Here is a 23,928-nt window from a genome sequence, read left to right as displayed (position 1 = left end):
TGGCAGAGTTTGATGAAGTGGAAGACATGGAGATTTCATGTGAAGAAGCAAATTCATTCGAGCCAGGTTTATTAGGATACACTAATGGCGGAACTGGAGCATGTGAGATATCAGGAGAAGTTCAAGGCGAATTAAGTGGATCTTACACAGAATGTGGAGGAGCACTTTATGTTGACTGGACATACACTGATGATTGTGATAGAACAATTACAGCTAAGAAAGAGATTATTGTTTTACCAGCACCAGCTGCAGAGTTTGATGAAGTAGAAGACATGGAAGTTTCATGTGAAGAAGCAGCATCAGTAGTAGCCGGAACATTAGGATACACTAATGGTGGAACTGGAGCATGTGAGATATCAGGAGAAGTTCAAGGCGAATTAAGTGGATCATACGATGAGTGTGGTGGAACACTTTATGTTGACTGGACATACACTGATGCATGTAACAGAACAATCGATGCTAGAAAGACGATCACAGTATTACCAGCACCAGCTGCAGAGTTTGATGAAGTAGAAGACATGGAAGTTTCATGTGAAGAAGCAGCATCAGTAGTAGCCGGAGCATTAGGATACACTAATGGAGGAACTGGATTATGTAATATTTCAGGAGAAGTTCAAGGCGAATTAAGTGGATCATACGATGAGTGTGGTGGAACACTTTATATCGACTGGACATACACTGATAACTGTCAGAGAACAATCGATGCTAGAAAGACTATTACAGTGTTGCCAGCACCAATGGCAGAGTTTGATGAAGTGGAAGACATGGAGATTTCATGTGAGGAAGCAAATTCATTCGAGCCAGGTTTATTAGGATACACTAATGGCGGAACTGGAGCATGTGAGATATCAGGAGAAGTTCAAGGTGAGTTAAGTGGATCTTACACAGAATGTGGAGGAGCACTTTATGTTGACTGGACATACACTGATGATTGTGATAGAACAATTACAGCTAAGAAAGAGATTATTGTTTTACCAGCACCAATGGCTGAGTTTGATGAAGTAGAAGACATGGAAGTTTCATGTGGAGAAGCAGCATCAATAGTAGCCGGAGCATTAGGATACACTAATGGTGGAACTGGAGCATGTGAGATATCAGGAGAAGTTCAAGGTGAATTAAGTGGATCATACGATGAGTGTGGTGGAACACTTTATATCGACTGGACATATACTGATGCATGTAACAGAACAATCGAAGCTAGAAAGACTATTACAGTATTACAGGCACCTGTAGCTGAATTTGATGAGCCAGGTGAAATGGAAATTTCATGTACTGATGCATTATTAAATTTCGAAGCAACTCCATTAGGATACTCTAACGGAGCGACAGGAGCATGTGAGATTTCAGGAGAAGTAGATGGAACAGTAATTGGAGATTACACAACTTGTGGAGGCTTCATATATGTGGATTATACATTTACTGATGATTGTGGTAGAAAAATCACAGCTAAGAAGGTTGTTACTGTTCTTCCTGCAGAAGAAGCAGAGTTTGATGAAGTGGAAGACATGGAAATTTCATGTGAAGAAGCACAAACGTTCCAAGCAGGATCATTAGGATTCTCTAACGGAGGTAGCAGTACTTGTAGAATTGAAGGATCAGTAGAAGGTGAAGTAAGTGGATCATACGATGAGTGTGGTGGAACACTTACAGTAGACTGGACGTACACTGATGTATGTGATAGAACAATCACAGCTAGCAAGACTGTTACAGTATTGCCAGCACCAGCTGCAGAGTTTGATGAAGTGGAAGACATGGAGATTTCATGTGAAGACGTAGCTTCATTCGAAGGTGGATCATTATCTTATAATAATGGTGCAACTGGAGCTTGTGAGATTTCTGGATCTGTACAAGGAGTACCGCAACCTTTCGAAGGTAGCTGTGGATCTTTTGATGTAGATTATACATTTACTGATGACTGTGGACGCACAATTACAGCTAAGAAAACTGTAACTGTAATTGACAATGTTGCACCAATGCCAACAGGAGTTTGTGATAATGAAACCGTAACAATTGAAGGTTGTCCTGCAACTGCTGAAATTTCTCTACAAATTGGAGATGAAATTAGCATTGAAGACAGAGACTGGACTATTGATGGTACTTCAATTGAAGAACTTAATGGTACGTTAGCACCATGTTTCACAGATAACTGTGCAGATGTAAGTGATTTAATTTTCAGAGTCATCGGAAAAGATGCTGAAAGAAAAGATTGCGAAGCAATACTTACTGTTACTTTCGAAGTAGAAGATACTTGTGAGAATATATCTGATCCATTTACTTGTACATTTATTGTAGAGGATACAACTGGACCTTCATTTAATGAAGAATTACCACAAGATATCGCTATCGAATGCGGTGAGGAAATCCCAGCAGCACCAGTATTAACTGCTAGTGATGATTGTTCAGATGCAACTGTAGACTATGATCCAGGTTTATTTAGAAGAGAGTGTAAAGCTGATGATGCTAGTAACCATACATTATGGATTGCTAACAATGGAGGCTTAGATGCTACTAATAGAAACTGGACGTCAACTAGTACGTCAACATTCGAGCAATTCTCGAATGGTACTGCTAAATTGACTGGAACAGTTGCTAATGTTAACAATGCGAATCAAATATTCGAATTTGTTGCATGGTTTAAAGATGCTAGTACATATGAAGAGTGGACATCTATTCCTAATGCTGCGTCTCCAACAGGTTTCCGTCAAGCTAAGCTAGACGCTGGAACTTCTAATGGAGCGACATTAGCAGATGCACAAACTTGGACATATTACCTCATGGATGAATCTAAAGACAACAAATTAGTTGGACAAGGTGATTATGCAGGAGTAGAGTTAGATCTATCTCATAATCCTTCTAACTTAAGATATGGATTACAATATGGTAACAAAGCTAGTTTACAAAGTAATGGTTTAGGAGTATCTACTTGGATTAAAATCGAAGGAGATTATAATGGAGGACACTTCAGTAGTAATGGAGACTTTAATGTTGCATTATCTGATTGTGTTGAAGATCCTAACTTTGACCTTGGAGGACAATGTGAAGCAACTATAGTTCGTACTTGGACTGCAACTGATGCTTGTGGAAATGAAACTGTTCATACACAAACAATTACAATCAGCGATAATACGGCTCCTGTAGTTGATTGTCCTGAAGATGTAGACTTTGGAATAGTTCATGAAACACCAACTCAGTTCGCTGATAAAGCACCTTACGAAGATAACTGTAGTGCTGATGGTCAAACTCAAGTATTTACTGATAGTGATATCGTTTCTGAATGTGCAAGTGTTCAGGCTAGTACTGAATATAGATTCATCTTTGAAGCTGGATATATTCTTGACTTAGGAGATGGACCTGCAGGAGAAATTAATGACCAACCATATTATAATGGTGTTGTTACAGATTACAACGGAAACCTATTACCAAGTTATGGTACGTTCCAAGTTGTATTCAATCCTGAGGCTAATCAGTTCGATGTATTGCAAGACTTTGGTAATGGAGACGGACAATTTGTTGCAGGTAATGCAACTGCAGATGCCTTCAATAACTGTAATGCAGATGATTGGTACTTTGAGTCTACAAACGGACACAATAAAGCGTTCACTATCGAATGTGGTGATTACGTGACTGTATATACATATTCATTTACTCGTACGTTCTATGCAACTGACGATTGTGGAAATGTTGGAGAATGTGAAGTTGACTATAGCTGGTCAATCGAGCAGGAAACTGCACCATGTGAAACAGCATTTGCTAAGGATCCAAGTGATGATATCAGTGAATGTTTCATCCCTACATTTAACAGATGGGGTTGGTCTAATGAGTATGAAGGAGAAGGAGTATACACTCTAGATCTTTATGCAGGAGCTGCACACTGTAATTATCAAAACTTAACACCAGTAGGTGAGGTAGTTGTAGATTATACAGATGGATTTGTAACTGTAACTTATGAGATATTTGACGGCTTCGAAATGAGTGAAGCGCAAGTATACATTGGTTGTAATACATATCCTACTAATGGTGGTCAACCAACGGTTGCTCCAGGACAGTATAATTTCTTACCAAACTTTAGTGGAGGTGTTAGAAATTACACAGTTGGTCCTATCGCAGCAGAAGGTTCTATCACAGTAATTGCTCACGCAACAGTATGTGGTACAACTTGTGACTCTGTTGTTTCTGATGATGAAAATGGTATATTCACACCATCTTCAGATATTACTGTAGGATGTGGAGAAGATTCTAATGTTGCTAGAGAAGCAGCAATAGATATTGACTTCAAAGCATATCCAGTACCATTTGATAAAGAAGTTAATATCGCATACTCATTCGAGTTTGATACAAACGTAACTATAGAGTTGTTTGATACTAAAGGTCTATTGATCTTAAGTGAAACTAACGATAGATATGTTACAGGTTCTGAAGACAAGACTACTTTTGACTTGTCAAGAATCTCAAACCAAATGTTCTATGTGAAGTTAACTACGAGTCAAGGTTCGGTTACTAAGAAGATTGTATCTTCTGGTAAGAAGTAAATTGATAAATAATTAGGGAAATTCCCTAAGGGTAAATATGAAAGGCAGCTATAAAATAGCTGCCTTTTTTTATTGAATTATTTTTATGATTAGAATTTTAGGATGTCTAGCCTATAATGAAAATGACTTTAATCTTTAATTGAAGTATAATAATAAAGGTTGTAGTAATGTAAATAATGGCTAAACCTATAAATACTATACAGTTAATGTTTGAGCCCAATTAAAAGCTTCGGGTAACGTGTCAAATATTTCAAAAGGCTTATTTAAAAACAATTTTTCTATCTGAGCTGTACTCTTAGCCATGAAATTTTTTGAGACAACACAAAAACCAACAAGGTTGGTGATTTTTGAAGTTTCCTTATAAACAGAAGGGTCAACAGAGTATGAATTTATTCTGTGTGTGATGTAGACAAAAGGTTTGTTTTTGAAATGACTATCTGCAATATCTCTTAGTATAACATTGTGTTTAACAGTGATATTAACGCCTGTGTTTACAGTTACAACCATATAGTTTTCGTAAAGATAAACATCGCAAAAATCAAGTTTTATTTGATCTGTCATATCTTAAAGTTAGTCATTCTAAAAATTTGAAACAAAAAAAAGCCTCTTTATTTAAAGAGGCTTTTTGTATAAAGTGATTAAAATTTAAGATTCTGTTTGCTTTTCAGATTTCTCAATTTTAATAGTCAACTCATCAGATTTAGTGTCTAAATCCATCGTTATAGTATCACCTTCAAGTAATTGAGAATTAATAATCTCTTCGGCTAGAGCGTCCTCAATATATTTTTGAATAGCTCTCTTTAAAGGTCTTGCACCATAATCTTTATCAAATCCTTTTTCAGCAATATAGTCCTTAGCTTTTTTGCTTAACTTTAATTTATAACCTAAATCTTTTATTCGCTTGATAAGATGAGCTAATTCAATATCAATAATTTTATTAATGTCTTCTCTTTCAAGAGCATTAAAAACCATGACGTCATCAATTCTATTTAAAAATTCAGGAGCAAATGCTTTTTTAAGTGCATTTTCAATAATACTTCTTGAATTATCATTTGCCTGCGCTGCTTTAGCAGAAGTTCCAAAACCTACGCCTTGACCAAAATCTTTTAATTTTCTTGCTCCAATGTTGGAGGTCATGATTATTATTGTATTTCTAAAATCGATTTTTCGTCCTAGACTGTCTGTTAAGTAACCATCATCTAAAACTTGTAAAAGCATATTAAAAACATCAGGATGTGCTTTTTCAATTTCATCTAATAGAATCACAGCATAGGGTTTTCTGCGAACTTTCTCAGTTAATTGTCCACCTTCTTCATAGCCTACATAGCCGGGAGGTGCACCAATCAATCTTGAAATTGCGAATTTTTCCATGTATTCGCTCATATCAATTCTAACAAGCGCTTCTTCACTATCAAAAAGCTCACGAGCCAATACTTTGGCTAACTGCGTTTTACCTACTCCTGTTTGTCCTAAAAAGATAAACGAACCAATTGGCTTATTTGGGTCTTTAAGGCCAGCACGATTACGCTGAATGGCTTTTACAACTTTGGCAACTGCCTCATCTTGCCCAATTACTTTCCCTTTTATGAGTTCAGGTAATTGCGCTAGCTTGTTACTTTCTGTTTGAGCAATTCTATTTACAGGGATTCCTGTCATCATAGACACTACATCAGCTACATTATCTTCGGTAACAACTTCTCTATGTTGCTTAGTTTCTTCTTCCCATTTTTCTTGAGCAATCGCCAATTCTTTTTCTAGACGTTTTTCATCATCTCTTAGTTTAGCAGCTTCCTCATATTTTTGTTTTTTAACAACCTTATTTTTAGTTTCCTTAACTTCTTCTAGTTTCTTTTCTAATTCTAGAATTTGTTTTGGAACATCAATATTAGTAATATGTACACGAGATCCAGCTTCGTCAAGAGCATCAATTGCCTTGTCTGGTAGAAATCGTTCGGTCATATATCTATTGGTTAACTTAACACAAGCTTCAACTGCTTCTTGAGTGTAATCTACATTGTGATGTTCTTCGTACTTGCCTTTTATATTATTAAGAATTTCTATGGTCTCTTCAACAGTTGTAGGTTCTACTATAACTTTTTGAAAACGACGTTCTAACGCACCATCTTTTTCTATGTATTGTCTGTACTCGTCAAGTGTAGTCGCTCCAATGCATTGGATTTCTCCTCTTGCTAAAGCAGGTTTGAACATATTAGAGGCATCTAAACTTCCAGTAGCACCACCAGCTCCAACAATAGTATGAATTTCATCAATGAATAAGATGATATCATCATTCTTCTCAAGCTCGTTCATCACGGCTTTCATGCGTTCTTCAAATTGCCCACGATATTTGGTTCCAGCAACTAAACTCGCTAGATCTAAAGTCACAACACGTTTATTAAACAGGATTCTTGATACTTTTCGTTTCACAATTCTAAGCGCTAGTCCTTCGGCAATTGCCGATTTACCAACACCAGGTTCACCTATTAATAAAGGGTTGTTCTTTTTACGTCTACTCAAAATTTGAGAGACACGTTGAATTTCTTTTTCTCGTCCAACTACAGGGTCAAGTTTTCCTTCTTCGGCAAGAACAGTAAGATCTCTTCCGAAGTTATCTAACACTGGAGTTTTTGATTTTTTAGTTGATTTGGCTGAAGACTGTCCAAAAGGATTCTCTTTAGCAGCCTCTTCTTCATTAGGCTCGTCATCAGAGAATGACTCAGATTTTGGAAGGTCTATATAATCGTCATCATTTGTTATCATAAATTTGAATTGTTCTTTTACATTATCATAATCTACCTTTAACTTATTTAAAAGTTTTGTGGTAGGATCGTTTTCGTTTCTTAAAATACACAATAATAAATGTGCAGTATTTATTGAGGTGCTTTGAAATAACTTTGCTTCTAAAAAGGTGGTTTTTAGTGCACGCTCTGCTTGTCTAGTTAAGTGTAAATTTTTCTTTTCATTTGAAGCTACAGTTATATTTGGATTTGCAGGACTTAAAATCTCAACCTTTCTTCTTAAATGATTAAGGTCAATATCAAGCGCATTTAATATATCTATAGCTTTGCCATTGCCATCACGAAGTAGTCCCAACATTAAATGTTCGGTGCCTATAAAATCGTGACCTAATCGCAACGCTTCTTCTTTACTGTATGCAATTACATCTTTAACTCTTGGGGAAAAATTATCATCCATAGTAAACTCTTTCTGCATTAAAAATAATAAAATCTACCTATTATAGGGCAAAAACTATACCTTAAATATAGACTTACTACTAATAGAGTGAAAAAACTTTACAAATTCAAAGTATTTAACAAGATACTTATTAAAAATCAGACTAAAATTTGTTAATAAATTGTTTTATTTTTTGGATGATAAGACGCTTAAACACTATGAAAATCGTTATCTTAGCACGATTTGAAAACCTACAAAAATCTAATTTATATAATATATGGAAGAAGGAGAGAAATTGATCCCTATAAACATTGAGGATGAAATGAAATCTGCCTACATTGATTATTCAATGTCGGTCATTGTGTCACGTGCATTACCAGATGTCAGAGATGGTTTAAAACCTGTACACAGACGTGTACTTTACGGCATGCATGAACTTGGTGTTAGATCAAATACTGCTCATAAGAAATCGGCAAGAATCGTAGGAGAGGTACTAGGTAAGTATCATCCACATGGTGATACGTCGGTTTATGATGCTATGGTACGTATGGCTCAAGATTGGAGTTTGCGTTATATGTTAGTTGATGGTCAAGGTAACTTTGGTTCTATCGATGGCGATAGTCCGGCAGCAATGCGTTATACCGAGGCCAGAATGAAGAAAATATCTGAAGAAATGCTTGCAGATATTGATAAAGAAACTGTAGATCACAAATTAAATTTTGATGATACACTTCAAGAACCAACAGTACTTCCTACAAGAATCCCAGGCCTTCTTGTAAATGGGGCCTCAGGTATTGCTGTAGGTATGGCTACCAATATGCCACCTCACAATTTATCAGAAGTAATAGATGGGACTGTGGCTTATATCGATAATAATGATATCGAAATTGATGAACTTATTCAGCATGTGAAAGCTCCAGATTTTCCTACTGGTGGAACTATCTATGGCTATGATGGTGTACGTGAAGCTTTTAAAACAGGGCGTGGACGTATCGTTATTCGTGGTAAAGCTAGGATAGAAGAAGTACAAGGTAGAGAATGTATTATAGTTACTGAAATACCTTACCAAGTCAATAAGGCAGATATGATTAAAAAGACTGCTGATTTGGTAAATGATAAGAAAATTGACGGAATCTCTCTTATTAGAGATGAATCTGATAGAAATGGTATGCGTATCGTTTACGTATTAAAGCGAGATGCCATCCCAAATATTGTCTTAAACATGTTGTATAAGTATACAGCATTACAGTCCTCTTTCAGTGTAAATAATATTGCATTGGTCAATGGTCGTCCACAACTATTGAATCTTAAAGAAATGATTCATCATTTTGTTGAGCATAGACATGAAGTTGTTGTAAGGCGTACAAAATATGAATTACGTAAAGCTGAGGAACGTGCACATATATTAGAAGGTCTAATTATAGCTTCAGATAATATTGACGAAGTTATAGCACTCATTCGTGCCTCATCTAATGCCGATGAAGCGCGTTCAAAATTAATTGAAAGATTTAAGCTTTCCGAAATACAAGCTAAGGCAATTGTTGAGATGCGATTACGTCAGCTTACAGGATTAGAGCAAGACAAATTGCGTACTGAGTATGACGAATTGATGAAAACAATTGAAGACCTTAAAGATATTCTTGATAAGAAAGAGCGTCGTTATGGGATCATTAAAGATGAACTTCTAGTTATCAAAGATAAGTATGGTGATGAGCGTCGTTCTCAAATTGAATATGCCGGAGGTGATTTAAGTATTGAGGACATGATTCCTGATGAGCAGGTAGTAATTACGATTTCTCATGCTGGATATATCAAACGAACATCACTTACCGAATACAAAACTCAAAATAGAGGTGGTGTTGGCCAAAAGGCTTCAACTACACGTAATGAAGATTTCTTAGAGCATTTATTTGTTGGTACTAACCACCAATATATGTTGTTCTTCACTCAAAAAGGAAAATGTTTCTGGATGCGTGTTTATGAAATCCCAGAAGGTAGTAAAACATCAAAAGGTCGCGCCATTCAAAATCTTATAAATATTGAGCAAGATGATAAAGTTATGGCTTTCATTTGTACTCAAGATTTAAAAGATGAAGATTACATCAATAGTCATTATGTGATCATGGCCACTAAGAAAGGTCAAGTCAAGAAAACATCTCTAGAACAGTATTCAAGACCTAGAACAAATGGTATTAATGCTATTACAATTAAGGAAGATGATGAGTTACTAGAAGCAAAACTTACTACAGGTAATAGTCAAGTAATGCTTGCTTTGAAATCAGGTAAAGCTATTCGATTTGAAGAAGAAAAGACTAGACCGATGGGTAGAAATGCTTCTGGTGTAAGAGGAATTCGATTGGCAAATGATAAGGATGAAGTGATTGGTATGATTGCTATTGAGAATCCGCAAGAGGAATCTGTTCTTGTAGTTTCTGAAAAGGGCTATGGAAAGCGAAGTTATATTGATGATCCAGAAGATGGAGAAGCAATTTATAGAATTACCAATCGTGGAGGAAAGGGTGTGAAAACGATCTCTGTTACTGAAAAAACAGGTCATTTGGTTGCTATCAAGTCTGTTACAGATGAAGATGATTTAATGATTATCAATAGATCTGGTATTGCTATTAGGATGGAAGTTAAAGATCTAAGAGTTATGGGAAGAGCAACTCAAGGTGTAAAACTTATCAATTTAAAGGGAAGTGATTCTATTGCAGCAGTAGCAAAAGTAATGAAAGAAGATGATGAAGAGAGTGATATTGAAAATTCTGATATTCAGGATGTTAACGATAATGGCACAACTCTTGATTCAAACGAAGAAGAATAAATTACATTAACACTTAAAATAACTTAATAATGAAAAAACAAATTGTAGTTGCTTTAGCACTTTTAGTAAGCACAATTTCTTTTGCTCAAAAGAGTGAACTTAAAGCTGCAGAAAAAGCAATTAAATCTGGTAATTATGCCGATGCTAAATCGGCTATACAATCTGCCGAATCTTTAATAGGAAGTGCAGATGCAAAAATGAAAGCTAAATTTTATTTTTTGAAAGGAAAAGCTTTTTATGCAACAGGAACAGTTTCTAATGAAGATATCGAAACAGCAATCCAAAGTTTTGATAAGGCTAGAGAAATAGAAGCTCAAGCAGGCAAGCTAAAATACACCCAAGATATCAATACCATTAAAGGAGAGATGTTAAATAGTGTATTAACAACGGCTCAAACCGATCTTCAAAATAAGGAGTATATGAAATCTTCTGCCAATTTTGAAAAAGCTTATAAGATGTCACCTAGCGATACCTTATACTTATACTACGCTGCATCTACTGCTGTGACGGCTCAAGATTATGTAACATCTTTAAAGTACTATGAAGAATTGAGAGACCTAGGTTATGAAGGTAGAGGATTTCAATATTATGCTTTAAATAAAGAAACGGGTGAAGAAGAATTATTTGATAATAAAGTATTGAGAGATGCTTCTTTAAAAGCAGGGACTCATATTGCACCTAAGGATAAGCCAACACCTTCTAAATCTGCTGAAATTGTAAAAAATATTGCACTTATTCATATTACAAATGGTGACAATGAAAAAGCGTTAGCGGCTATGAAAGAAGCTAGAGATCAAAACCCAGATGATTTAGGACTTTTAATTTCTGAAGCAAATGTTCAGTTAAAAATGGGGAATAGAGATCGTTTTAAAGAATTGATGCAAGAAGCGACGCAAAAAGATCCTAACAATGCAGAATTGCAGTATAACTTAGGAGTTATTGCTGCCGAAGCAGGAGAAAATGATTCGGCTAGGAAGTATTATGAAAAAGCAATTGCTTTAGATCCTTCTTATACTGATGCTTACAACAATATGGCCGTTTTAATTTTAAGTGGTGAAAAATCTATTGTTGAAGAGATGAATTCTCTAGGAACGTCGAGTGCAGATAACAAGCGTTATGACGAATTAAGAGCTGAACGTCAAAAATTATACGAGTCGGCGATTCCGTTCTTGGAAACAACTTTAAAATTAAAGCCTAAGAATATTCAAGCAGCTCAAACACTGATGAATATTTACAGTGCTACAGCTCAAACAGACAAGTTTAAAGCAATGAAGGCAAGAGTTGAAGAATTAGAAGCGGGAAACTAATTCATTCAAAATACATTAAAAAAAGCGATTAGTCATACTAATCGCTTTTTTTATATAATTTTTTTAATGACCCTCAATTTATGGGTATGAATTCGCTTGTCTACATTATAAATTCCCGAGTGATCCAAGCGGTCTATTCTTACCTTTCCATGAGCGTGTATAATGTAATTATCTTCCATTATAATTCCCACATGCGTAATTGAACCTTCGGCATTATCAAAAAATGCTAAATCCCCAGGCTCACTTTCTTCAATAAAGCTTAAAGCTTGGCCTTGAGTAGCTTGTTGGGAAGCGTCTCTAAGTAGTTGATAGCCGTTAATCTTATAAACCATTTGTGTAAATCCTGAACAATCGATTCCAAAGGGTGTTTTTCCTCCCCAAAGATAAGGAGCATTAAGGTAGGTGAATGCGGTTTTTAATAGCTCAGGTTTTTCCTGTTTAGAAGATACAGAGTTTCCATCAAATTTATGTTTTAATATGTCTAAACCATTTAATGAAGACCCTAAAGGGATAGTATATAATTGCTGATTCTTGTCTTGTATAAACTCAATTAAATCCGTCGATAGTATATGATCTTGTTGTTTGATAGACTTATAAGTATCTTCATCAATCTCAAGATATTGCTTATTATCTATCCAACCTTCATATTTGTCATATGCAAGTCGAATTCTGCTCCAAGATTTTCGTTGCTCTAGTACTTTAAAAATTTCACCATAGAGTACCTGAGATACTAACTCACTTGGGTCACTTGGTTCAATTCTAAGAGGAACAATGCTCAGATTACAAATTCCGTATTGCATTAAACTATATTAATTACGTTCAATTACTATTGCCGAAGCGCCACCACCACCATTGCAAATTGCAGCAGCTCCAATTTTAGCATCGTTTTGTTGCAGGACACTCAATAATGTAATAATAATTCTAACACCTGAACATCCTAATGGATGACCTAATGAAACTGCACCACCATTTACATTAACGTTGCTATCATTTAAGCCAAGTATCTTCATATTAGCTAGTCCAACAACTGAAAAGGCTTCATTGAATTCGAAATAATCCACATCATTTAGAGAAATACCAGCTTTATCTAAGGCTTTTGGCAATGCCTTTGCAGGAGCAGTTGTAAACCATTTAGGTTCTTGAGCAGCATCGGCATAACTTTTAATGGTTGCTAAAGGCTGTAATCCTAATTCTTTGGCTTTTTCACTACTCATTAGTACCATAGCACCTGCACCATCATTAATAGTTGAAGCATTAGCCGCAGTAACGGTTCCATCTTTAGTAAAGGCAGGTCTTAATGCAGGAATTTTTTCCATTTTCACATTAGTATACTCTTCGTCCTTATTTACGACTATAGGTTCGCCACGACGTTGAGGAACTTCAACAGGTACAACTTCATTGTCAAATTTGCCAGCATCCCAAGCAGCAGCAGATCTATTATAAGATTGTATAGCATACGCATCTTGATCTTCTCTAGAAAACTCATACTCAGCAGCGCAAGCATCTGCACAAACACCCATAGCATTTTGGTCGTAGACATCTACCAAACCATCTTTTTGCATACCGTCTTCCATTTTGGCAGGACCAAATTTTGTTGCAGTACGTGCATGGTAATAATGTGGAATCAAACTCATGTTTTCCATACCACCGGCAACAACTATATCTGTGTCACCAAGTGCAATAGATTGTGCAGCTTGCATAACGGTCTTCATACCAGAAGCACAAACCTTATTTATTGTAGTACATGGCACTGTATCGGGAATACCAGCATAAATAGCTGCTTGCCTTGCTGGCGCTTGACCAGTTCCAGCTTGTACAACATTTCCCATTAAAACTTCTTCTACCATTTCAGGCTTTAAATTAATTTTATTTAAAGCACCTTTGATAGCTATTGCACCTAATCTTGGTGCTGGAATTGTTGATAAAGCTCCTAAAAAACTTCCTATAGGAGTTCTTGCGGTTGATACAATTACGACGTCTCTACTCATTTTAAATCTATTTTGTTTTCTAGCTGCAAAATTAATCATTTTTTAATAAAAAGACAGCTTCAGAGCGATAACATGAGTTCTATTATATTTTCTTACTTTTGAAAGTATAAGCACTAATTAAATGTGGTAACTAAATAGTGCTTTAATCGTTGTAATCATGAATGACTTAATTAATAAATGGTATAAAAATCATGCGCTTTTATATAAAGTGCTTTTGTTTTTAAGTACCACATTTTTAATTGTTTATTTGTTTCCAAAGAGCGGGAAATTTAAATATGATTTTGATAAAGGTAAACCATGGCAATCTGAAAGCCTTTTGGCGCCTTTTGACTTTGCGATTAAGAAATCTTCAGATGAGATTCAGCAAGAACGCATTGAAGCATCAGAAAATAGCCCTATTTATTTTGATATCAATACATCAGTTAAAGCTGCTGTACTTAGAGATTATTCTGAAAAATTTAAAACCTCATTTGCAGATAGCATCATTAGAAAGCATAGAAACTTATTTAGAGTAGGTGAGTCTGCAATAAAAGATATTTATAAGGTTGGAGTATTGGATGAAGCTTATGATTACTCAGGAGCAAAAAATGTAATTTTATTAGATCAACAAACACAGTATAATGTTACTCAATTTTCTAACCTTACCAAATTTGATGGATTTAGAAGTGTTATCGAGAAGAAGTTAGAAGCCAATGATTTGTCAAAGTTTGATGCGACTTTTGTCTCGCTCTTTTTTAACATTATTAAGCCTAATTTGAGCTTAAATACCTCATTTACTCAAAATGCACTTGATGAGAAGATAGAGGAGATTTCGACAGTAAGAGGTAGTATTGAAAAAGGAACTTTAATCATATCTAAAGGTGAATTAGTTGAAGGTAATAAGTATGACGTATTAAAGTCTTTGGAAACCGAATACGAGTCTCAAGTATGGAATGAATCTAACTATAATTTGATTGTTTTTGCATATGCACTCTTGGTTGCTCTTGCACTGTTAATGCTTTTATTATTTCTTCGGAAATATAGAATAGATGTCTTTTTAGATAATACTAAAGTGACTTTTATTTTCTTTAATATTCTATTAATGATTTTATTGACCACTTTGGTGATTAACTATAATTCTCAATATGTTTATGTGGTGCCTCTTTGTATCCTGCCGTTAGTATTAAAAGCTTTTTTTGATGCTCGACTAGGTCTATTTGCACATGTGTTAACTGTATTACTTCTAGGTTTTATAGTACCAAATAGTTATGAGTATATGTTTTTGCAAATCATAGCTGGTATTGTTACCATTTTAACGGTTTCAGAATTATATAAACGTGCAAATTTATTTATTTCTGTTGGACAGATTACACTTATATACATTATTGCGTATTTTGCCTTTTTCGTGATTCATGAAGGTGATATTACTAATTTAGATCCTTCTACTTTTGGTCTCTTCGTTCTTGGTGGATTAGCCACTTTGTTTGTACAGCCATTAATATATATCTATGAAAAATTATTTGGATTAGTCTCAGATGTGTCTTTATTAGAACTTTCAGATACAAATACGAAACTCTTAAAAGAATTAGCGAATAAGGCACCTGGTACATTTCATCATTCACTAAATGTTGCGAATTTGGCTGAAGCTTCCGCTAATGAAATAGGAGCTAATGCGATGCTTATTAGAGTAGGAGCATTGTATCACGATATTGGTAAAATGAAAAACCCTACTTATTTCACAGAGAATCAGGCAACAGGAATTAATCCTCATGATGAATTGTCATCACGTGAAAGCACTCATATCATTATAGATCATGTACTTGATGGTATTGAGATTGCTAAAAAAAATAATTTACCAGATAGAGTTATCGATTTTATAAGAACACACCATGGGACGAGTATGGTGTATTATTTTTATCGAAAGGAAAAAGAGCTTAATGAAGATACTAAGGAAATTGATTTTAGGTATCTAGGTCCACAACCATTCAGTAAAGAAACTGCAATATTAATGATGTGTGATAGTGTTGAAGCAGCTTCTAAGAGTTTAAAAGAACCTACAACAACTAAAATTGATAAGTTTGTTGAAAGTATTATAAGTAAACAAATGGAAGATGGACAGTTTTTAAATGCTAATATTACCTTTAAGGAGATTCAATCTATAAAGAAAGTCCTTAAAACGAAGTTAGCTAACATATTCCATCTCAGAATTGAATACCCTGAATAAATTTTACAGAAAAAAATCTAAAAAATAGTTGCGTTCTTTGTAATGATAAGTTACCTTTGCATCCGCAATTTATTGCAAAGTTCATATACAATTGGAGAGGTGCCTGAGTGGCCGAAAGGAGCGGTTTGCTAAATCGTCGTACCTAGAAATAGGTACCCAGGGTTCGAATCCCTGTCTCTCCGCTAATTTTCCTAGTTATTTAATAGTAAAGATAACCATTTCGGGGTGTAGCGTAGCCCGGTTATCGCGCCGCGTTTGGGACGCGGAGGTCGCAGGTTCGAATCCTGCCACCCCGACAAGTTAAAGCAGAGAGGCTCTCGTAGAAAATTTATTTTCTTAAGAGAGCCTTTTTGTTTTAAATAAAATTAAATCATCGATTTAATTTGCAACAATTTTTTCAGGATGAACGTAGTTAATCCTGCCACCCCGACTTTTTATAAAATCAATTAGTAGGAAAAACTTGGTAATCGTATAATTATCAAGTCTTTGTCATTTTAGGGTAATCATTTAGTTTGATTTGATTTAAAAATAATAAGTTACCTCTGCAGTTACCTTGTTTTAAAATGCCTTAAAAAGCTAGCCAAGATCATCTGATTTGACTTTTGTTTTTCAATATATAGTTCTTAAAGCAAAAGTGTATGAAAACTTCAAATTTATTTAGCATTCTTTTTGGTTAAAACTTATACTTTACAGCTCTTCGCTCTATGAGCACTCTTTTTAAATGAGCTTTAATAAGTGCTAACAATAATCTTTTTATTTATAACGAAATTTCCTGTCTTAAGTCTTAGAAAGTAAATCCCTGAAGATAGGTATCCAATTTTAACGTTATTAGTATTTTTAATATTAACTACCTTTTTACCTAAGCTATTATACATTTCAATTGAATCAATTAAAAAAAATGTTTTAATATTTATTTCTGATGTAGTAGGATTTGGAAAAATTAAAATACCATTTTCTTCAATATCATCTATTCCTAATGTAGTACTAAAACCGTCAGAATTTATAAAACCTTCAGATATATGTACATTACCTGCACTTAATTCTTGTACATTAACCTCGCCAATGGTGTATATAACTTGAATATTTCCAGAAATTATAGATGCACCACCGCTATCTAAACTAAACTTTTCTATGATTTGCGCTTGAGAAAAAACAGAAAAGCATATCACTATAATAAATGCAAACGTTCTCATAATACTATTTTCTTTTAAAAATTTATCTCTTCTTTTAATCATGTACTATTCGGTTGTAAGTAGTTGATAAACAATTGAAACCTGATCTGTTCGCATCACAGTTCCCCAGTCATTATCTATTTTAAAGCCAATTATTTTATCATTATTATCTAACTCATAATCGTAAAATGATGAATTTTGAAAACCTCCATCATAGGTTACAGATGCTTCGCTAATTTGTTTTGACGATAAATAATATAGTGTTTCAAACTCTATTGATGATAAAATAAAAATAAGATGTAAAGGTACATGACTAGTACTAAAAATACCTTCTGAAGCATTTGGATTAGTAAAACTTAACGAACGTTCAATATCACCGCTCACAATTCTAGTTAGGTTATCTGAGCTATCAAAATAAAATACTGAAGAGGATCCCAATGTATAAATGTTATTGTCTGAATCGTAGGTTATGTCAAAACTATTGGAATTACTAGAGTTTACTAATTGTATACTGCTTAAGATATTATTTGTATAGAGGAACGTATATTGCAAAGACTCTCCTTTTGTTACTTGATTTATTTTGCCATTGCTGTATGTAATGTTATAACTTCCATCATCTATATTGTTGTATTGAAAATTTAAGTTACTAATTTGGTTTGCATCGTTATATTCAATTAAACATGTTCTTTGGTTATTATTGCCGTAAATCACATCTATTTGTTTAGGTACATAAAGTTCTGTTGGTGGAGAGGCAGAATTGGTATAATCATCATCACTGCTACAGCTAAATAATAAAAGGATAATACTCAAACTTATTTTTGCTATTGTTGTTTTCATAGTTTAAAATGGTTTATTGGCATTTAATTAATAGTTCTTAATTCATAACCTATAACAATATCTTCTATAACACCACTTTCAAGGTTTACTTTATAAGAAGAAATATTTCCATTTTCATCTAGCTGGTAATCTGAATAATTTTCTATTGTTCCTGCTCCGCTAAAATTAAATTGAACATTATTTATACGCTGATTAGCCAAATAATAAAACAGTTTTAATTCATTAGCACTAGCCAAAAAATGCATTGGTAAGGGCAAGGATGCATCTGGACTATACATGCCTTTATGATCTGAATTATTACTATAACTAATTTGTGTTAAAAAGAGACCATTATTTGCTGTGATTAGGTTATGAGATGTATTAAAATAATACTCAGCTACACCATCTATCGTATATTTATTATTCATGGGCTCGTAGGCTACACTAAGAGTACCACCACCAACCTCATCTACGATACTACTTAATATACCACTGGTATAGTGAAAAGTAATAATAGGCATTGTATTATTCAAGACTTGATATAGCCTGCCATCAGAATAAATTAATCCTATACTGAATGAGCTTCCGTTATAGTCTAATTGCAAACTGTTTATTTGGTTATCATCATTATAAGATACCTCCATCCCTCCCAGATTTCCATCACTATCTGTAACGGTAACATTAGTTGGTAGATATATTTCTACTGGTTGTACTGGAGCCGTATTTCCGTCATCATCGCTACTACAGTTAACGGATGTAATTATTACACCACATAAAATTATTAGTCTTAGAGTTTTCATAGTTTTCATTTTTTATTACCAATTCTACTTTAGCGTTTTATCTACTCAAAAGCAAAAGTTCCATAAACCTCTACGTCATAATCTACTACACTATCATAGAAAGTAGCTTCAGTATTTAACATCAATTGGGTATCTGTTACACTAACTGTGTCAAAGTTTATTACATCTCCACTTGTTTGTGTTAGAATCAAACTATCATCAGTATTTATTAACCAGGTAAATGGTGATTGTGCTTGAGGGTTGGTAAGTGTCCCCGTAAAATCTGAATTAAATACTATGGTAGTGCCTGACAAATCATCCATTATTCCGTCTTCTATTTCTTGAGAAGTTGCAGTGGAAGGCCCGGCATCTCTTATTTCTAGTACAGTAAAACTTTCTAAAGACCATGAGCCATGGCTCACAAGAAGTTGAGCCGCTGTTGGTGGATTTTGGTTATTAGCATCATCATCACTGGAGCATGACCACACCAATGTGATACATAAAAATAAAATTACATACTTAGTCGATTTCATATTAACATGTTTTAAGTTTTGATTTATTTTCAGAAGTCTAATTGTTTGTAGCTAGAGCTTCAAGGGCTAAAAGACGATTGTTTAAGTTATCTATTGTTCCTTGCTGTTCTTTGATAGCATTAATAAGAACAGGAATAAGTTCTATATAGTTTACACTTAGCATTTTTTGCTCATCGTTTCCTTCAACGACTATTTCTGAAATAATGGTTTGAATGTCTTGAGCAATAAGACCTAAGGATTTCCTTTTATGATCCTTACCCTTCCAAAAATACTGCTTAGGGTTTAGTTGTAGTACTTCATTTAACCCATATACAAGTTCCTCTATATCTTCTTTTAGGCGTTTATCTGATGAATGAACCACACTATTATTAATTTGTACTTCTCCACTAGTATGAACAGAAAAAATAGAAAAATCAGGATTAAAGGGACTATTTATTCTAAAATAATTGAACCCTGGACCAGCAGCGTCGTCATCTAAGTCAAAAATTATATCACTATTTGATTTTATTCTAATGCCAGAATCATTATCTCCAGGGTCCGAATAAATTCTCCCAAATTTTCCACCAAGTATAATGTCTGGGTTTATATCAATACCCTCACTATTTGTTGCTATTGCACTTGCTGTAATCCCAGCTTGATTGCCTTCAACAACAAGACCTGTATCGGAAGCTTCAATAACAGCTCCATCGCCAAAAGAGATTATTTTTAGACCATATTCTATATTGCTTGAATAAGTTTGTATTAAATGTTGTCCGTTTTTAAAAACGGTTAAGGCATTTGATCTTCCTAAAATACCAGTTGCATGATTGCCAATTTCAAATAAAGGATCTGTAGGCACCCAATTATTTGGGTTTCCTCCGCCAATATTATAGCTACCAATTGCGGTTGAATTAAAAGATTCTGCTTGAGTTCCTCGACCCATAGCTGTAGTGCTACCACCATTAGCGGTTGTAAAGCGACCAGATGTAAAAGCATCTTGACCCACAGCGCCATTATTATTATTGAACGTATTATTGATGCTTAAGTCTATAGAATTTTGCCCTATATTGCCATAATTATCAGGATTAATGCCCAATAATCGCCAACCTATACCATTACCTTCGTCTAGTGCCCCTAAACCATTAACATTAAATGCGTGGTGTGCATAAGGAACAGCTTTAAATGCTGTAGTTCCCATATCTATCAAACCAGAACCTGTATCAATTTGTACATTCAAAAAGTGTTCGTCTTTTTTCCAATCAACATCTTCTAAATTATTATTAGAATTACCTTCTCCTATATTTAAAATTATAAGTCCGTTTGCGTTAGTTGCGACTGATGTATGATCTTCTTGATAAACATTATTAGTTAATGCAGCTCCTTCATAAATAGTGAATTGTATACTTATGTTTTGATTGGCCAATACATCTCCATTACTATCTTTAACAACCGCTTTGTAGTTAATACCATTTTGGCCTACGATTGTTAATACAGTACAAAACATTAATAAAAAAGTTAATAGTTTTTTCATGATACATACTTATGTTTTAAATGTTACTTGTTTTACTACTTTGTTTTTGTAAACGATGTGCAAGTCATAAACCCCTTTTTTAAGGTAGTTTACATTGATATAAATCTTATTGTCGGTAAACCGTTTAAGATCTCCTTTATATACTTTATTATACTTTGCCATGTATTCACTATTCAAATGTAAAGACTTGTATAACAAGCGTTTGTGAGATATGTAACATTAGTTGGTAAATATGTAACAACATACTTACTCAGCAGAAAAAAGAGGTTATTGGGATTATTTAGAGTTAGAAAATTCGGTGGGAGTACATCCAAATTGTTTTTTAAAACACTTAGTGAAGTATGAATGATCGTTAAAACCAACAGCGTAACCAACTTGTGAAACTATTGTACCAGAATTTTTAAGCATATCTGCAGCTAATTTTAAGCGTTGAGTTCTTATAAACTCTGAAGTAGATTGTCCAGTTAGTGCTTTTAATTTTCTGTGTAACTGCATACGACTCATGCCTAATGATTGGCTAAAGACTTCAGTAGTAAAAGTAGAATCTATCAGTTCGTTATCTATAACAGATTGTAATTTTTCTAAAAATTGTTCTTCGGTAGAGGTCACAGCAATATCTGACGGACGCAAAATAATCTCTTGGCTAAATCTTAATTGCAGTTGTTTGCGTAAAGCTATAAGTTTATCAACCTTGGCAGTTAAGAGTTCATTTTTAAAAGGTTTAGTAATGTAATCATCTGCACCTACATTAATACCTTGTAGCTTATTGGAATCACTAACCTTGGCCGTAAGTAGTATTATTGGTATATGACTAGTACGTTCATCTGCCTTTAAAGATTTGGTTAGTGCTATGCCATCTGTTTCTGGCATCATAATATCACTTATAATTAGATCTGGTATTAATTCTAAAGCTTTACTAATTCCTTCTGTACCGTTTACTGCTTCAATAACCTGATAATTAACCTTAAAAATAGAGGCTATGAATGTTCTAACATCTGGATCGTCTTCAACTATTAATAAAACAGAAGCATCTTCCTTGATGGTGTCTTCTGAATTTGATGATAAACTTTCAAGTGCCTTGGGTGATAGCATTTCAACTATTTCATCTTGGTTATACGCATCCTTAGAAATAGGCAATCGTACTTTAAATACAATAGTTGACACATTAGCTTTTTCTATACTAATTTGTCCTTTGTGTAAGTTCACTAATTCTCTTACCAAAGCTAGTCCTATACCCATACCTTTAGAACTATTATTTACTTGGTAAAAACGTTCAAACAATTTATTTAGATTAATCTCATTAAGATTATCTACCTTATTACCAATTGAGAATTCAAGCATGTTAGTATTAACATAAGATTTAATAGATATGATTGAGTCTTTTGCTGCATGTTTTATACTATTGGTCAATAAGTTTGCTGTTATTTTTTGAAGCATATCCGAATCAAACCAGGCTTCTTTTGGGACATCTAAATTATGATTTAATATGATTTGTTTTTGCTCAGCTTGAAATTGAAATACAGCTAGTTGTTGTTGTAATATAGTTCTTAAATGTCCGTATGAAACCTTTAGTTGAGATTGCCCTGAATCAATCTTAGCCAATTCAGTCATTTGATCAACCAGATTTACAAGCCTATCCGAATTGTGTTGAACCAAAGATAAATTCTCTTTAATATTACTTGGTGTTTCGGGGTTTTGTAGTTGTTTTTCAATAGGTCCAGAAATTAAGGTTAAAGGTGTTCGCAATTCATGTGAAATGTTTGTAAATAAATTTGTTTTGAATATATCAAGCTCTTTTAATTTATTATTTGTTTGTTGTCGATTCCTATAGAGAAAAAATAAAAAACCAGCAACTAGAAGAGATATACAAAGTGCAGCCATTAGAAGGTTGCGCTGATTTTGTTTTTGCTCCTCAACGAGTTTGTTTTGAGCTTTTAAAAGTTTAATTTCATTACGTTTATTAGCATTATCGTATTTAGCTTCTAACTCGGTTATATTTTCTTCATTCTTAACCTTTGTCATTTCTACGAATAACCTGTTGGCTTCTTTAGACTTAGAAAAGGCACTATCAAGTTTACCTAATGAAAAGTAGATGTTAGTGGCTACGTCATTAAGCTTAAAAAGATTTTCTCTACGTATATCAGTTCTTTTTTTATATAAGTTTTCGGCTATACTTAGACGAATTAACCCTTTTTCGGGCCTTGATATCATATTATAAAAATTTGCTATTTGAAGATTCATGAGAGCAAGGTTCAAGGTATCTGTATGCATTTTATTTACTTCAATAGCCCTTAAATAGTTAGTTTCTGCAGAGTCTATTTGTTTCATAATGTGATAGAGACTTCCGATATCGTTATAAATAACCGCTAGAGTTACATAATCTTGATTTTTTTTAGAGAGTTCTAATGCCTTGTTATAATAAGTAATGGCATCAGAATAGTTTTTTCTAAATTTATTCAACACACCTTTTTGTAAATTTAATTTGGCCGCAGGGATCTTTAGATTAAATGAATCACATATTTTTAAACCTTGATTTATATGCATTTCTATTTGAGGAAATTGGCCAGCATCGGTCCAATTACTGGCTCTAAATAATAAGCCAGCTAGTCTGGTTTTGGACATAGCTAAAAGAAAAGGGTTAACATGATGCTTATTGGATAGTGAGTCTAGCTTAATATAATTGTTAAAGGCTAATTTATTTGTATCATTTTTATAATGGAATTCGCCTATTCTAAAATAGGTTTTTGCAAGAAGGTTGAAATATTTATTTTTTCTAGCTATTTGCTTTGCATTGATAAGATGGCTTAATGCATTTTGTTTGTTACTTTCAATATTGCTTAAGGAGAGAAGTGCATTTATTTGTAAACTGTCTACATCAAATTTTTTAGCTAATATTAAAGCTTGATTTATATAATATAATGCACTATCTTTTTGTTTTGATTCATAAAATTGATCGGCCTTATTTATATTTGATTGTATAGTGGTAATTGCAATTTCTTCAGTTTGAGAAAAGCCAAAATTTATGCATAATACATATGTGATTACTAATATAGCTCTCATTACAAATAAGTTAGTAGAACTAAATATACTAAA

15 protein-coding genes and 2 tRNA genes are annotated in these 23,928 nt (G+C 33.9%); 6 read left to right on the top strand and 11 right to left on the bottom strand.

The window, feature by feature from the left end:
• Positions 1-4,529, top strand: a 4,529-nt coding sequence (locus KWG70_RS17215; protein ID WP_230937282.1) for a T9SS type A sorting domain-containing protein, incomplete at its 5' end; no start/stop codon positions are given.
• Between the two features lie 195 nt (positions 4,530-4,724).
• On the opposite strand, the gene KWG70_RS17210 is transcribed toward KWG70_RS17215, so the two are convergent.
• On the bottom strand, positions 4,725-5,090 hold the full coding sequence (locus KWG70_RS17210; protein ID WP_230937281.1) for a hypothetical protein: 366 nt from the start codon (positions 5,088-5,090) through the stop codon (positions 4,725-4,727).
• 84 nt (positions 5,091-5,174) lie between these two features.
• Positions 5,175-7,724: an ATP-dependent Clp protease ATP-binding subunit gene (locus KWG70_RS17205; protein WP_230937287.1), complete on the bottom strand. Its 2,550-nt coding sequence runs from the start codon at positions 7,722-7,724 to the stop codon at positions 5,175-5,177.
• Between the two features lie 256 nt (positions 7,725-7,980).
• On the opposite strand from KWG70_RS17205, the gene gyrA reads away from it, so the two are divergent.
• Positions 7,981-10,527 carry a DNA gyrase subunit A gene (gene gyrA, locus KWG70_RS17200; RefSeq protein WP_230937280.1) on the top strand — a complete coding sequence of 849 codons (2,547 nt, stop codon included), beginning with the start codon at positions 7,981-7,983 and terminating at the stop codon, positions 10,525-10,527.
• A 29-nt stretch (positions 10,528-10,556) separates the two neighbouring features.
• The gene (locus KWG70_RS17195) at positions 10,557-11,834 is read left to right on the top strand and encodes a tetratricopeptide repeat protein (protein WP_230937279.1); all 1,278 of its coding nucleotides are present in this window, start codon (positions 10,557-10,559) and stop codon (positions 11,832-11,834) included.
• 50 nt (positions 11,835-11,884) lie between these two features.
• On the opposite strand, the gene KWG70_RS17190 is transcribed toward KWG70_RS17195, so the two are convergent.
• On the bottom strand, positions 11,885-12,634 hold the full coding sequence (locus KWG70_RS17190) for a C40 family peptidase (RefSeq protein WP_230937278.1): 750 nt from the start codon (positions 12,632-12,634) through the stop codon (positions 11,885-11,887).
• A 9-nt stretch (positions 12,635-12,643) separates the two neighbouring features.
• On the bottom strand, positions 12,644-13,822 hold the full coding sequence (locus tag KWG70_RS17185; RefSeq protein ID WP_230937277.1) for an acetyl-CoA C-acyltransferase: 1,179 nt from the start codon (positions 13,820-13,822) through the stop codon (positions 12,644-12,646).
• A 157-nt stretch (positions 13,823-13,979) separates the two neighbouring features.
• Between KWG70_RS17185 and KWG70_RS17180 the strand changes: the two genes are divergently transcribed.
• The 3 genes from KWG70_RS17180 (at position 13,980) to KWG70_RS17170 (ending at position 16,321) form a co-directional block, all read left to right on the top strand.
• Entirely contained in the window at positions 13,980-16,025 is a 2,046-nt protein-coding gene (locus tag KWG70_RS17180; protein ID WP_230937276.1) for an HD family phosphohydrolase, read from the top strand.
• A 93-nt stretch (positions 16,026-16,118) separates the two neighbouring features.
• Positions 16,119-16,207, top strand: a tRNA-Ser gene (locus KWG70_RS17175).
• A 39-nt stretch (positions 16,208-16,246) separates the two neighbouring features.
• Positions 16,247-16,321: transfer RNA gene (locus KWG70_RS17170), tRNA-Pro, on the top strand.
• A 432-nt stretch (positions 16,322-16,753) separates the two neighbouring features.
• Here KWG70_RS17170 and KWG70_RS17165 read toward each other — a convergent pair.
• The 7 genes from KWG70_RS17165 to KWG70_RS17135 form a co-directional block, all read right to left on the bottom strand.
• Positions 16,754-17,260, bottom strand: a complete 507-nt coding sequence (locus KWG70_RS17165) for a T9SS type A sorting domain-containing protein (RefSeq protein ID WP_230937275.1) — start codon at positions 17,258-17,260, stop codon at positions 16,754-16,756.
• Between the two features lie 3 nt (positions 17,261-17,263).
• A complete protein-coding gene (locus KWG70_RS17160) occupies positions 17,264-18,034 on the bottom strand; it encodes a hypothetical protein (protein ID WP_230937274.1) in 771 nt (256 codons plus the stop codon).
• 23 nt (positions 18,035-18,057) lie between these two features.
• A complete protein-coding gene (locus tag KWG70_RS17155; protein ID WP_230937273.1) occupies positions 18,058-18,813 on the bottom strand; it encodes a hypothetical protein in 756 nt (251 codons plus the stop codon).
• 41 nt (positions 18,814-18,854) lie between these two features.
• Positions 18,855-19,325: a hypothetical protein gene (locus KWG70_RS17150; RefSeq protein ID WP_230937272.1), complete on the bottom strand. Its 471-nt coding sequence runs from the start codon at positions 19,323-19,325 to the stop codon at positions 18,855-18,857.
• Between the two features lie 37 nt (positions 19,326-19,362).
• Positions 19,363-20,835, bottom strand: a complete 1,473-nt coding sequence (locus KWG70_RS17145) for a tail fiber domain-containing protein (RefSeq protein WP_230937271.1) — start codon at positions 20,833-20,835, stop codon at positions 19,363-19,365.
• A gap of 9 nt (positions 20,836-20,844) precedes the next feature.
• On the bottom strand, positions 20,845-20,997 hold the full coding sequence (locus KWG70_RS17140) for a hypothetical protein (protein ID WP_230937270.1): 153 nt from the start codon (positions 20,995-20,997) through the stop codon (positions 20,845-20,847).
• A gap of 114 nt (positions 20,998-21,111) precedes the next feature.
• Complete coding sequence (locus KWG70_RS17135; RefSeq protein ID WP_230937269.1) at positions 21,112-23,895, bottom strand: response regulator; 2,784 nt, start codon at positions 23,893-23,895, stop codon at positions 21,112-21,114.
• Between the last annotated feature and the right edge of the window lie 33 nt (positions 23,896-23,928).

Source organism: Psychroserpens luteolus (genome assembly GCF_021032705.1).
Lineage (GTDB): Bacteria > Bacteroidota > Bacteroidia > Flavobacteriales > Flavobacteriaceae > Psychroserpens > Psychroserpens luteolus.
Note: the sequence above shows the minus strand (reverse complement) of the source record. Positions and strands in the feature narration are given on the sequence as shown.